The organism is Pseudomonas sp. TH43, assembly GCF_016650635.1.
In the GTDB taxonomy this organism is placed as follows: domain Bacteria; phylum Pseudomonadota; class Gammaproteobacteria; order Pseudomonadales; family Pseudomonadaceae; genus Aquipseudomonas.
Genome location: NZ_JAEKFI010000004.1, coordinates 2,095,190 through 2,108,495 on the forward strand (window position 1 = coordinate 2,095,190; position 13,306 = coordinate 2,108,495).

Genomic DNA, 13,306 nt, shown 5'->3' on the forward strand with positions numbered 1-13,306 from the left:
TATGAGGTTTTAGATGTCTCAGGCTGAAAGAATCGTTATCACTGGTGCGCCGCTTCGTTGGCAGGACGTCGTCGCCGTGGCTCGTCATGGCGCTCAACTTGAGCTGTCGAGTGACACCTGGGCGCGCATCGAAAACGCCCAGGCCATCGTCCAGCGCATCGTCGAAAGCGGCGAGCGTGCCTATGGCGTCAACACCGGTCTGGGCGGTTTGTCCAATGTCTCGCTGCAAGACGAACAACTCAGCCAACTCTCGCGCAACACGCTGCTCAGCCACGCCTGCGGCGTCGGCCCGGTACTCGCCGACGAGCAGACCCGCGCGATTATCTGCGCCGCGATCCACAACTACAGCCACGGCAAATCCGGCATTCATCGCCGCGTCGTCGAAGGCCTGCTGGCGCTGCTCAATCGCGGCATCACCCCGCAAGTGCCGTCGCAAGGTTCGGTGGGTTACCTGACGCACATGGCGCACATCGGTATCACGCTGTTGGGCGTCGGTAATGTCAGCTATCGCGGGCAAATCACTTCTGCGCAACAGGCATTGGCCGAAGAGGGCCTGCAACCGGTGCAACTCGGCGCGAAGGACGGTTTGTGCCTGGTCAACGGCACGCCATGCATGACCGGCCTCAGCTGTCTGGCGATTGCCGACGCGACGCGTCTGCTGCAATGGGCCGACGTCATCGGCGCAATGAGTTTCGAAGCTCAGCGCGGCCAGATCGATGCCTTCGACGCTGAAATCATTGCGTTGAAACCGCATCCGGGCATGCAGCAGGTCGGCGTTAATCTGCGCGCGTTGCTCGACGGCAGTGAAGTCATCGCGTCGAGCAAAGGCATTCGTACTCAGGACGCGCTGAGCATTCGTTCGATCCCGCAGGTGCACGGCGCCGCGCGCGATCAACTGGCGCACGCGATCAAACAGATCGAAACCGAACTCAATGGCTGCACCGACAATCCGCTGCTGCTGGGCGCGCCGGATGATTTCCGAGTCATGTCGCAGGCCAACCCGCACGGGCAATCGGTGGCGATGGCGGCGGATCTGCTGGCGATTGCCATGGCCGAAATCGGTTCGATTGCCGAGCGTCGACTCGATCGTCTGGTCAACCCGCACGTCAGCGGTCTGCCGGCGTTTCTGGTGGCCAACCCGGGGGTGAACTCCGGGATGATGATCGTGCAATACGTTGCCGCCTCGCTGTGTGCGGAAAACCGCCAATTGGCGCAACCGGCGGTGCTCGACAACTACATCACTTCAGGCCTGCAGGAAGACCACTTGAGCATGGGCACCAACGCCGCGCTCAAGCTGCACCGTGCACTGGAAAACTGCACGCAGATCCTCGCCATCGAATACTTGCTGGCGGCGCAGGCGTTTGAATTCCTCAAGGAGCAACGCTTCGGCGCGGGCACCGATGTCGCGTGGCGACTGCTGCGTGAAACCGTCCCGGCCTATGATCAGGATCGCTGGTTGGCGCCGGACATCGCCGCGGCCGTGAGCGTGTTGAAAACGCCGAATTTGCTGCACAACGTTCTATCGAATTTGCACTGAAAAACTACCCTGCCAGCGTGCCAAGGCGCCGGATGCCCAAAAGGCTGAAAGCGACGGATAACGGAATGCTCCGGAGCGAATGGCAAGTTAATAACAATGTCTCAAAAGGAGCATTTAAATGACTGCGCTTAACCTGATCCCTGGCCAACTGAGCCTGGCCCAATTGCGTGACGTCTACCAGCACCCGGTCAAGCTGACGCTCGACAACAGCGCTTCTGCGCAGATCGAAGCGAGCGTTGCCTGCGTCGAGCAGATCCTCGCCGAAAACCGCACCGCGTACGGCATCAACACTGGTTTCGGCCTGCTGGCCTCTACACGCATCGCCAGCGAAGACCTGGAAAACCTCCAGCGTTCGCTGGTGCTGTCTCACGCCGCTGGCGTTGGCCAGCCGATCAGCGATGACTTGGTGCGTCTGGTCATGGTGCTCAAGGTCAACAGCCTTAGCCGCGGTTTCTCCGGGATCCGCCGCGTGGTGATCGACGCGCTGATTGCGCTGATCAACGCCGAGGTTTATCCGCACATTCCGTTGAAAGGTTCGGTGGGTGCATCCGGTGACTTGGCGCCGCTGGCGCACATGTCGCTGGTGCTGCTGGGCGAGGGCAAGGCGCGTTACAAGGGCGAGTGGATGGAAGCCACTGAAGCGCTGAAAGTGGCCGGCCTGACGCCGCTGACGTTGGCGGCGAAAGAAGGTCTGGCGCTGCTCAACGGGACGCAGGTTTCCACGGCGTTTGCGTTGCGTGGTCTGTTTGAAGGTGAAGACCTGTTTGCTGGCGCAATCGCGTTGGGCGGTCTGACGGTTGAAGCGGTATTGGGTTCGCGCTCGCCGTTCGATGCACGCGTTCACGCGGCGCGTGGCCAGAAAGGTCAGATCGATGCCGCTGCCGCGTACCGTGATCTGCTCGGTGAGCGCAGCGAAGTCTCTGACTCGCATCAGAATTGCGAAAAAGTACAGGATCCGTACTCGCTGCGCTGCCAGCCGCAAGTCATGGGTGCCTGCCTGACCCAGTTCCGTCAGGCGGCGGAAGTGTTGGCGGTCGAAGCCAACGCCGTGTCGGATAACCCATTGGTATTCGCCGCTGAAGGCGACGTGATTTCCGGCGGTAACTTCCACGCTGAACCGGTGGCCATGGCCGCTGACAACATGGCACTCGCCATCGCTGAAATCGGTTCGCTGAGCGAGCGCCGTATCTCGCTGATGATGGACAAGCACATGTCACAACTGCCGCCGTTCCTGGTGGCCAATGGCGGCGTCAATTCCGGTTTCATGATCGCTCAGGTAACCGCAGCGGCACTCGCCAGCGAGAACAAGGCACTGTCCCATCCGCATTCGGTCGACAGCCTGCCGACCTCGGCCAACCAGGAAGACCACGTGTCGATGGCCCCGGCGGCTGGCAAGCGTCTATGGGAAATGGCCGAGAACACTCGCGGGATTCTTGCGGTGGAATGGTTGGCGGCGGTGCAAGGGCTGGATCTGCGTAACGGTCTGAAGACATCGGCGAAGCTGGAACAGGCGCGGGCGATTCTGCGTAAGGAAGTACCTTTCTATGAAAAAGACCGCTTCTTTGCGCCGGACATCAATGCAGCGACTGAACTGCTGGCTTCGCGCTGCCTGACCGAACTGGTTCCGGCTAAGTTGCTGCCTAGTTTGTAAGTGGGTTTTCAGGGGGAGGTTTGTTGTTACGGAAATCTATCCCCCTCACCCCAACCCTCTCCCCCAAGGGGGAGAGGGGGAAGGGAGCCGATCTTTATGGTTTTCAGAACCTGAGTTCGGCTCGGGAGTCAGGTCGATGTACCTCGACAGAGCAATCCGGTCAGTCCTTTTTCTTCCCTGTGAGAGAGGGGGAAGGGAGCCGATCTCGGTGAGCTTCAAGACCTGAGTTCGGCGCAGGAGTTTCAGGTCGATGTACCTCGACAGAGCAATCAGGTTAGTCCTTTTTCTTCCCTGTGAGAGAGGGAAAAGGGGTGCCGATCTCGGTGAGCTTCAAGACCTGAGTTCGGCTCGGGAGTTTCAGGTCGATGTACCTCGACAGACCAACCCGGTCAGTTCCCTCTCCCTCCGGGAGAGGGCTAGGGTGAGGGGCTTTTCAAGGCTCCCCGCCAAACGAACATAACGGAGGCTAATAGTGAAAACCCTCTGGCAACACTGCCACGTCGCAACCATGGCGCAAGGCGTCTACTCGATCATCGAGGATGCGGCCATCGTCACGTCCGGTGCGCTCATCGAGTGGATCGGCCCGCGCGATCAATTGCCGTCCGGCGAATACCCGGCGGTCAACGACCTGCAAGGCGCGTGGGTCACCCCCGGCCTGATCGACTGCCACACCCACACGGTGTTCGGTGGTAACCGCAGCGGCGAGTTTGAAAAACGTTTGCAAGGCGTCAGCTACGCCGAGATCGCAGCCTCCGGTGGCGGCATCGCCAGCACCGTGCGCGCGACTCGCGAAGCGACTGAAGACGAGCTTTTCGCCAGCGCCGCCAAACGCCTGAAAAGCCTGATGCGCGACGGCGTCACCACGGTGGAAATGAAGTCCGGCTACGGCCTCGATCTGGCCAACGAACGCAAGATCCTCCGAGTGATTCGTCGCCTGGAAAAAGAGCTGCCGATCAGCGTGCGCAGCACCTGTCTGGCCGCCCACGCGTTGCCACCGGAATACAAGGATCGCGCCGACGATTACATCGAGCTGATCTGCACCGAGATGCTGCCAGCCTTGGCCGCCGAAGGGCTGGTCGATGCCGTGGATGCTTTCTGCGAATACCTGGCGTTCTCGCCGGAGCAAGTCGAGCGCGTATTCATTGCGGCGCAAAAACTCGGACTGCCGGTGAAGCTGCACGCCGAGCAATTGTCGTCGCTGCACGGCTCCAGCCTTGCCGCGCGCTATAAGGCGTTGTCGGCCGATCATCTGGAGTTCATGGACGAGGCCGACGCCATCGCCATGGCCGAAGCCGACACCGTCGCGGTGTTGCTGCCGGGCGCGTTCTATTTCCTGCGCGAAACCCAGTTGCCGCCGATGGAAGCCTTGCGCAAGCACAAAGTGAAGATCGCCATCGCCAGCGACCTCAATCCGGGCACCTCGCCGGCGCTGTCGTTGCGGTTGATGTTGAACATGGCTTGCACCTGTTTCCGCATGACTCCGGAAGAGGCGCTGGCCGGCGCGACCCTTCATGCCGCGCAGGCATTGGGCATGGCCGATACACACGGTTCACTGGAAGTCGGCAAGGTGGCGGATTTCGTTGCCTGGCAGATTGATCGTCCGGCGGATCTGGCCTACTGGCTCGGTGGTGATCTGGATAAACGCGTCGTCCGTCACGGCGTCGAATCAAGTCTGTAGGAGAGCGGTTGTGGATAAGGTTCTGAGCTTCAAACAAGGTCGCGTGCCGCTGCTGATCAGCATGCCGCACGCCGGCCTGCGCCTGACCCCGGAGGTCGAGGCCGGGCTGATCGCCGACGCGAAAAGCCTGCCGGATACTGACTGGCATATTCCGCAGCTCTATGACTTCGCTGAAGCGCTGGGCGCCAGTACGCTGGCTGCCGAGTATTCGCGTTTCGTCATCGACCTGAACCGGCCGTCCGACGACAAACCGTTGTACACCGGCGCGACCACCGGCCTGTACCCGGCGACGCTGTTCGATGGCATCCCGTTGTTCCGCGAAGGGCATGAGCCTTCGCAAGAACAGCGCGCGACTTATCTTGAACAGATCTGGACGCCGTATCACCGCACTTTGCAGGAAGAGCTGGCGCGGCTGAAGGCCGAGTTCGGTTATGCGCTGCTGTTCGATGCGCACTCGATCCGCTCGATCATCCCGCACCTGTTCGACGGCAAACTGCCGGACTTCAACCTGGGCACCTTCAATGGCGCCAGTTGCGATCCGCAACTCGCTACGCAGCTGGAAGCCATCTGCGCGCGCCACGACGATTACAGCCACGTGCTCAACGGCCGCTTCAAGGGCGGTCACATTACCCGTCATTACGGCAACCCGGCCGAGAACATCCACGCAGTGCAACTGGAGTTGTGCCAGAGCACCTACATGGAAGAGTTCGAACCGTTCCGCTATCGCGCCGACCTGGCCGAGCCGACGCGGGTGGTCCTCAAGGAGTTGCTGCAAGGCTACCTGGCTTGGGGGCAAAAGCACTACGCGCAAAAATAGCGCTTGGCACCCAACCCTTGTAGGAGTGAGCCTGCTCGCGATAGCGGTGTGTCAGTCGCTGAAATATTGCCTGAACCAACGCCATCGCGAGCAGGCTCACTCCTACAAGTTTTTGTGTGCAGCAGACTGTGGTGCATGTCTGACAAGCTGTGACAGCGAGCGAGCATGCTCATTGACGTAAATCGGGTTTATGATGCCCAACGGCAGAATAAATAGAAGTCCCCCCAGGGATGACCTCGACCCTTTACGGAGCGCGCAATGCAGACTTTGTTTCCGCAGATCAAACCTCACGCCCGGCACGATCTGGCTGTCGATGACACCCACACGCTGTACGTCGACGAAAGCGGTTCACCGGAGGGTTTGCCGGTTGTGTTCATCCATGGCGGCCCCGGCGCCGGTTGCGACGCGCAAAGCCGTCGCTATTTCGATCCGAATCTCTATCGCATTGTCACCTTCGACCAGCGCGGTTGCGGCCGTTCCACCCCGCACGCCAGCTTGGAAAACAACACCACCTGGGATCTGGTCGCCGACCTTGAGCGCATCCGTAAACACCTGGGCATCGACAAATGGGTGCTGTTCGGCGGCTCGTGGGGTTCGACCCTGGCGCTGGCTTACGCGCAAACCCACCCTGAGCGTGTTCACGGTCTGATCTTGCGCGGGATCTTTCTCTGCCGCCCGCAAGAAATCGAGTGGTTCTATCAGGCTGGCGCCAGCCGTCTGTTCCCCGATTACTGGCAGGACTACATTGCACCGATCCCGCTGGACGAGCGCGACGACCTGCTCAGCGCTTTCCACAAACGCCTCACTGGCAACGACCAGATCGCCCAGATGCACGCGGCTAAAGCCTGGTCGACCTGGGAAGGGCGCACCGCGACCCTGCGGCCGAACCCGCTGGTGGTCGATCGTTTCTCCGAGCCGCAACGTGCGCTGTCGATTGCGCGGATCGAATGCCATTACTTCACCAACAACGCCTTCCTCGAGCCGAATCAACTGATTCGCGACATGGGCAAGATCGCTCATCTGCCCGGCGTGATCATTCACGGCCGCTACGATGTGATCTGCCCGCTCGACAATGCCTGGGAATTGCACCAGGCCTGGCCGAACAGCGAACTGCAGGTCATTCGTGATGCCGGCCATGCCGCCTCCGAACCGGGGATCACCGATGCGCTGGTGCGCGCGGCGAGCAACATGGCGCGTCGCCTGCTCGACCTGCCGCCGGAAGAAGCATGAAGGGGCTTTTACAGCGCGTAAGCGGTGCACGGGTTGAAGTCGCGGGCGAGGTAGTCGGGGCGGTAGATCAAGGTTTGCTGGTGCTGGTGGCGGTCGAACCCGACGACACGCATGCCAGCGCCGACAAACTTCTGCATAAGCTGCTTAACTATCGGGTATTCAGTGACGCCGAGGGCAAGATGAACTTGTCCCTGGCCGATGTGGGTGGTGGGTTGCTGCTGGTCTCTCAGTTCACCCTGGCCGCCGATACAAAAAGCGGGCTGCGACCGAGTTTTTCGACAGCGGCCCCTCCAGCCCTGGGCGAGGAATTGTTCGACTATCTATTAAACCGAGCGAAACAGATGCATGGCACTGTGGCATCAGGTAGATTCGGCGCGAATATGCAGGTGCACCTGGTCAACGATGGTCCGGTAACCTTCCTGTTACAGACATGAAAGCGCTTGAAACATCTTTTCTAGGGCTTTTCGACTGAAAACAGGCATTTTTCGCGATAAATACTTTGTTACCCCTGATGCGTTGTCATGCGGGCTACTAGATAATCGCGCGCTACGGGGATCAGCGTTCGTTGGTCCATTTTGACTTAGGTAGAGACTTGTCCGGATCCGATTGGGGAATCATTTTGCCCTAGCGGAGTCGGAACAATGCTCGCCAACCTGGCATATAGATAGCTGGCCGTTGGTTTTTTGATCTGTTTTCGGCGAGGGTTGCTCGTGATTGTTAGTCCCTGTAATGCAGCAAAATTGTCTGCCAAACGCGTGCGAAGTGCTCTGGTAGCGGGCTCGGCGCTCCTGTGCCTGCTCAGCGCCGGCCAGCTTTGGGCGTTCAATCTTGACGATGTATCGGCGAAGGCTAAAGAACTGGCCGGGCAGAAGTTCGAAGCCCCGCGCAGCAATCTGCCGAACGAGTTCCGCGACATGAAGTTCGCGGACTATCAGAAAATCCGCTTCCTCACCGAAAAGGCTGAGTGGGCTGATCAGAAGACCCCGTTCAAGCTCTCCTTCTATCACCAGGGTATGCACTTCGATACGCCGGTGAAAATCAACGAAATCACGGCGAACACCGTCGAAGAGATCAAATACGATCCGACGCGCTTCGATTTCGGCGACCTGAAATTCGATCCGAAAGCCACCGAACAACTGGGTTATGCCGGTTTCCGTGTGCTGTACCCGATCAACAAGGCCGACAAGCAAGACGAAATCATGACCATGCTCGGCGCGAGTTACTTCCGCGTTGTTGGCAAGGGCCACACCTACGGTCTGTCGGCGCGTGGCCTGGCGATCGATACTGCGCTGCCGTCGGGCGAAGAATTCCCGCGTTTCCGCGAGTTCTGGATTCAACAGCCGAAGCCAGGCGACAAGCATCTGGTGATCTTCGCCTTGCTCGATTCGCCGCGTGCTACGGGTGCTTACCGTTTGATCCTGCGTCCGGGCAGCGACACCATTGTTGACGTCAAGGCGCAGGTGTTCCTGCGTGACAAGGTCGGCAAACTGGGCATTGCGCCGCTGACCAGCATGTTCCTGTTTGGCGCCAACCAGCCGTCGAAAGTCCTCAACTATCGTCGTGAACTGCACGACTCTAGTGGTCTGTCGATTCATGCCGGCAACGGCGAGTGGATCTGGCGTCCGCTGAACAACCCTAAGCACCTGGCCGTGAGCAACTTCAGCGTCGAGAACCCGCGTGGTTTCGGCCTGCTGCAACGTGGCCGCGACTTCAGCCACTATGAAGACCTCGACGATCGTTACGACAAGCGCCCAAGCGCCTGGATCGAGCCGAAGGGCGAGTGGGGCAAAGGCACTGTTGATCTGGTAGAAATCCCGACCGCCGACGAAACCAACGACAACATCGTTGCGTTCTGGAGCCCGGAAACCCTGCCGGAGCCAGGCAAGCCTCTGGACTTCGCCTACCGCCTGCACTGGACCATGGACGAAGCGGCGATTCACGCGCCGGACAGCGCCTGGGTTTCGCAGACGCTGCGTTCGACTGGTGACGTCAAGCAATCGAACCTGATCCGTCAGCCGGATGGCAGCGTTGCCTACCTGGTCGATTTCGAAGGTCCATCGCTCGCGGCCCTGACTCCGGATGCGGACGTTCGCAGCCAGGTCAGCGTTGGCGACAACGCCGAACTGGTTGAAAACAGCGTGCGCTACAACCCTGAAACCAAGGGCTGGCGTTTGACCCTGCGGATGAAAATCAAGGACGCGAGCAAGTCGACCGAGATGCGTGCTGCCTTGGTTCAGCCTGTCGTAACCGCTGATCTGGCGAAATCTGTGCCGGCGTCCAATTCGTCTGTCGCCAAGGCCGACAAGGTCGCCGCCAAGCAACAAGAGAAACTCGACAAGGAAGCCAAGGAAGCCAAGGAAGCCAAGGCAGCCGAGGCCAAACAGGCCGACGCCAAGCCAGCCGTAGATGCCAAGGACAAGGCCAACAAAGACGCCAAGCAGCCAGCCGCTGCGGACGCGGCCCCAGCCACACCGGAATCGGCACCGACTGAAGAAGTCCTGACCGAGACCTGGAGCTATCAGTTGCCTGCCGATGAGTAACTCTCAAGTACAGCCAGAGACTCTGTCCGAGTATCTGGCGCATCTGCCGATGACCGACGAGCAGCGCGCGGAACTCGCGGGTTGCCAGTCGTTCAGCGAACTGCATCAACGCCTGTCGTCGTCAACGTTCGACGCTCCTGCCGAGGCCGCCCAGGCTTCGGTGGGCAAGCGCCTGACCCTGAGCACCGCCGAAGAGCTGGAAGAAGCGGAAATGCTGGCGCTCGACGCCAGCGGCCGCGTCAGCCTCAAGGCCACGCCGCCGATTCGTCGCACCAAGGTCGTACCGGAGCCGTGGCGCACCAATATTCTGGTGCGTGGCTGGCGCCGTCTGACCGGTCGCACCAACCCGCCACAGCCGCCGAAAGACGAAAACGTCCTGCCGGCGGCGCGCTGGCGCACTGTCGGTTCGATCCGTCGCTACATTCTGTTGGTGCTGATGCTCGGCCAGACCATCGTCGCCGGCTGGTACATGAAAGGCATCATGCCGTACCAGGGCTGGTCGTTCGTCGATCTCGATGAAGTCCTGCATCAACCGCTGATGCAAACAGCCACGCAAGTGCTGCCGTATGCGCTGCAAACCAGCATCCTGATTCTGTTCGGGATTCTGTTCTGCTGGGTTTCGGCTGGTTTCTGGACCGCGCTGATGGGCTTCCTTGAGCTGCTCACCGGTCACGATAAATACCGTATCTCCGGTAAAAGCGCCGGCAACGAGCCGATTGCCAAGGACGCACGCACCGCGCTGGTGATGCCGATCTGCAACGAAGACGTGCCGCGAGTGTTTGCCGGTTTGCGCGCTACGTTCGAATCGGTCGCCGCCACCGGTGATCTCGATCGTTTCGACTTTTTCGTGTTGAGCGACAGTAACGACACCGATATCTGCGTCGCCGAGCAACAGGCGTGGCTGGATGTCTGCCGCGAGGCCAAAGGCTTCGGCAAGATCTTCTATCGCCGCCGTCGCCGTCGGGTGAAACGCAAGAGTGGCAACCTCGACGACTTCTGCCGTCGTTGGGGCGGTGACTACAAGTACATGGTTGTGCTCGACGCCGACTCGGTGATGAGCGGCGAGTGCCTGACCAGTCTGGTGCGCTTGATGGAAGCCACGCCGGACGCCGGGATCATCCAGACCGCGCCACGTGCGTCGGGCATGGACACCCTGTATGCGCGCATGCAGCAGTTCGCGACCCGTGTGTACGGCCCGCTGTTTACCGCCGGTCTGCACTTCTGGCAGTTGGGTGAATCCCACTACTGGGGCCACAACGCGATCATCCGCATGAAGCCGTTTATCGACCACTGCGCCTTGGCGCCGTTGCCGGGCAAAGGCGCGTTCTCCGGAGCGATCCTGTCGCACGACTTCGTTGAAGCCGCGCTGATGCGCCGTGCCGGTTGGGGTGTGTGGATTGCCTACGACCTGCCGGGCAGCTACGAAGAACTGCCGCCGAACCTGCTCGATGAACTCAAGCGTGACCGTCGCTGGTGCCACGGCAACCTGATGAACTTCCGCCTGTTCCTGGTCAAAGGCATGCACCCGGTGCACCGTGCGGTGTTTCTGACGGGCGTGATGTCGTACCTGTCGGCGCCGTTGTGGTTCTTCTTCCTGGTGTTGTCGACCGCGCTGCTGGCGGTGAACACACTGATGGAGCCGCAATACTTCCTCGAACCACGTCAGCTCTATCCGCTGTGGCCACAATGGCACCCGGACAAGGCGATTGCACTGTTCTCGACGACGATCGTGCTGCTGTTCCTGCCGAAACTGTTGAGCATCATCCTGATCTGGGCGAAGGGCGCGAAAGAGTTCGGCGGCAAGTTCAAGGTGACCCTGTCGATGCTGCTGGAGATGCTGTTCTCCATGCTGCTGGCGCCGGTGCGGATGATTTTCCACACGCGTTTCGTACTGGCCGCGTTCCTCGGCTGGGCGGCGACCTGGAACTCGCCGCAGCGTGACGACGACTCGACGCCATGGAGCGAAGCAGTCAAGCGCCACGGCCCGCAAACCCTGCTGGGCTTCTGCTGGGCGCTGCTGGTGGTCTGGCTGAACCCGAGCTTCCTGTGGTGGCTGGTGCCGATCGTCGGTTCGCTGATGCTGTCGATCCCGGTATCGGTGATCTCCAGCCGTGTCGGCCTGGGTCTGAAGTCCCGTGACGAGAGCCTGTTCCTCATCCCTGAGGAATACAATCCGCCACAGGCACTGCTGGACACCGACAAGTACACCCATGAAAACCGTTGGCACGCGCTCAACGACGGTTTTGTCCGTGCGGTGGTCGATCCACAGCAGAACGCTTTGGCGTGCTCGCTGGCGACGTCCCGTCACGGCCAGGCTGAGCCGATCGAGTGGCTGCGTCAGGAGCGTGTGCGTCACGCCCTGAAGGTTGGCCCGGCGGCGCTGAGCAACCATGATCGCCTGCAACTGCTGAGCGATCCGGTGGCTCTGGCGCGACTGCACGAGCTGGTCTGGGCCGAAGGTCACGCCGAGTGGCTGGATGCATGGCGCGCTTCGGTGAAAGCCGATCCGCATGCGCCGTTGCTGCCGCTGCGACCGCTGAGCCTGCAGGCGCAGCCGGCCTGATAAAGAAACCCCGCGATGTTGCGGGGTTTTTTTTGGCCAGCTGAAAAGCCCCTCACCCTAACCCTCTCCCAGAGGGAGAGGGGACTGACCAAGTTGGATGTGCGAGTTACGCCGACCTGAGATATCGAGTCGAACTCAAGTTTTGAACATTCCCCGATCTGCTCCCTTCCCCCTCGCCCCCTTGGGGGCGGTCCGACGTTTCGGGAGGGCTGGGTTGAGGGGGCAGCCCTTGATTGTTAAACAAATCGTCCATTAAACCTTGTGCAAAAAAACGAGTGCGTTAGCATCCGTCCCCGAATTGGCGCACCCGGGCTTTTTTGCCTGCCTCTGTTGGTTTTCGCGCCGCAAACGCAATGGTTTTGGGGACTTGAAGATGAAGAAGTATCTGTCGATGCTGCTGGTCGGCGTCACGGCACTGGTTGCAGTCAATGCGGCGCAGGCTGGCGCAATCGATGACGCGGTCAAACGCGGTACGTTGAAAGTCGGTATGGATCCGACCTACATGCCGTTCGAAATGACCAACAAGCGCGGCGAAATCATCGGCTTCGAAGTCGACATCCTCAAAGCCATGTCAAAGGCCATGGGCGTCAAACTCGAGCTGGTTTCGACCGGTTACGACGGCATCATCCCGGCGCTGATGACCGACAAGTTCGACATGATCGGCAGCGGCATGACCCTGACTCAGGAGCGTAACCTGCGCCTGAACTTCAGCGAACCGTTCATCGTCGTTGGCCAGACCCTGCTGATCCGCAAGGAGCTGGAAGGCACCATCAAGTCGTACAAAGACCTGAACACTGCTGACTACCGCATCACCTCCAAGCTCGGCACCACCGGCGAAATGGTCGCCAGGAAGCTGATCTCCAAAGCCAAGTACCACGGCTACGACAATGAGCAGGAAGCCGTGCTCGACGTGGTCAACGGCAAGGCCGACGCGTTTATCTATGACGCGCCGTACAACGTGGTTGCGGTGACCAAGGTCGGCGCTGGCAAACTGGTGTTCCTCGACAAGCCGTTCACCTACGAGCCATTGGCGTTTGGTCTGAAGAAGGGTGATTACGACAGCATCAACTTCATCAACAACTTCCTGCACCAGATCCACGAAGACGGCACCTACGATCGCATCCATGACAAGTGGTTCAAGAGCACCGAGTGGCTCAAGGACATGGAATAACGCCGGTCAGCCAGACCGCGTCGCCCCATTCGCGAGCAGGCTCGCTCCCACATTTGAAATGCATTCCAATGTGGGAGCGAGCCTGCTCGCGAAGAGGGCCTTGTAAGCAACACCAATCC

9 protein-coding genes are annotated in these 13,306 nt (G+C 60.1%); all 9 read left to right on the forward strand.

What is annotated here, in order from left to right; all coding sequences use genetic code 11:
• Positions 1–13 precede the first annotated feature (13 nt).
• The 9 genes from hutH (JFT81_RS25910) to JFT81_RS25950 all read left to right on the forward strand — a co-directional run bounded on the left by hutH (JFT81_RS25910) (position 14) and on the right by JFT81_RS25950 (position 13,187).
• Positions 14–1,537: a histidine ammonia-lyase gene (gene hutH, locus JFT81_RS25910; RefSeq protein WP_201230004.1), complete on the forward strand. Its 1,524-nt coding sequence runs from the start codon at positions 14–16 to the stop codon at positions 1,535–1,537.
• A gap of 118 nt (positions 1,538–1,655) precedes the next feature.
• The gene (gene hutH, locus JFT81_RS25915; RefSeq protein WP_201230006.1) at positions 1,656–3,188 is read left to right on the forward strand and encodes a histidine ammonia-lyase; all 1,533 of its coding nucleotides are present in this window, start codon (positions 1,656–1,658) and stop codon (positions 3,186–3,188) included.
• Between the two features lie 472 nt (positions 3,189–3,660).
• Positions 3,661–4,866 carry an imidazolonepropionase gene (gene hutI, locus JFT81_RS25920; protein WP_201230008.1) on the forward strand — a complete coding sequence of 402 codons (1,206 nt, stop codon included), beginning with the start codon at positions 3,661–3,663 and terminating at the stop codon, positions 4,864–4,866.
• A gap of 10 nt (positions 4,867–4,876) precedes the next feature.
• Positions 4,877–5,683: an N-formylglutamate deformylase gene (gene hutG / locus JFT81_RS25925; protein WP_201230010.1), complete on the forward strand. Its 807-nt coding sequence runs from the start codon at positions 4,877–4,879 to the stop codon at positions 5,681–5,683.
• Between the two features lie 258 nt (positions 5,684–5,941).
• The gene (gene pip / locus JFT81_RS25930; protein ID WP_064117068.1) at positions 5,942–6,913 is read left to right on the forward strand and encodes a prolyl aminopeptidase; all 972 of its coding nucleotides are present in this window, start codon (positions 5,942–5,944) and stop codon (positions 6,911–6,913) included.
• Positions 6,910–7,347 carry a D-aminoacyl-tRNA deacylase gene (gene dtd / locus JFT81_RS25935; RefSeq protein ID WP_201230012.1) on the forward strand — a complete coding sequence of 146 codons (438 nt, stop codon included), beginning with the start codon at positions 6,910–6,912 and terminating at the stop codon, positions 7,345–7,347. Before pip ends, dtd begins: the two co-directional genes overlap by 4 nt.
• A gap of 276 nt (positions 7,348–7,623) precedes the next feature.
• Complete coding sequence (locus tag JFT81_RS25940) at positions 7,624–9,453, forward strand: glucan biosynthesis protein G (RefSeq protein ID WP_201230014.1); 1,830 nt, start codon at positions 7,624–7,626, stop codon at positions 9,451–9,453.
• Positions 9,446–12,016, forward strand: coding sequence for a glucans biosynthesis glucosyltransferase MdoH (mdoH, locus tag JFT81_RS25945; protein ID WP_201230016.1), 2,571 nt, complete (start codon positions 9,446–9,448; stop codon positions 12,014–12,016). The genes JFT81_RS25940 and mdoH overlap by 8 nt, the downstream gene beginning before the upstream one ends.
• Positions 12,017–12,389: 373 nt before the next feature.
• Positions 12,390–13,187, forward strand: coding sequence for a transporter substrate-binding domain-containing protein (locus JFT81_RS25950; RefSeq protein WP_201230018.1), 798 nt, complete (start codon positions 12,390–12,392; stop codon positions 13,185–13,187).
• Positions 13,188–13,306 lie beyond the last annotated feature (119 nt).

What these genes read in the sequence shown, in the direction of transcription:
- hutH (WP_201230004.1), top strand. Translation starts at nt 14, where the DNA reads ATGTCTCAGGCTGAAAGAATCGTTATCACTGGTGCGCCGCTTCGTTGG.
- hutH (WP_201230006.1), top strand. Translation starts at nt 1,656, where the DNA reads ATGACTGCGCTTAACCTGATCCCTGGCCAACTGAGCCTGGCCCAATTG.
- pip (WP_064117068.1), top strand. Translation starts at nt 5,942, where the DNA reads ATGCAGACTTTGTTTCCGCAGATCAAACCTCACGCCCGGCACGATCTG.
- dtd (WP_201230012.1), top strand. Translation starts at nt 6,910, where the DNA reads ATGAAGGGGCTTTTACAGCGCGTAAGCGGTGCACGGGTTGAAGTCGCG.
- mdoH (WP_201230016.1), top strand. Translation starts at nt 9,446, where the DNA reads ATGAGTAACTCTCAAGTACAGCCAGAGACTCTGTCCGAGTATCTGGCG.
- JFT81_RS25950 (WP_201230018.1), top strand. Translation starts at nt 12,390, where the DNA reads ATGAAGAAGTATCTGTCGATGCTGCTGGTCGGCGTCACGGCACTGGTT.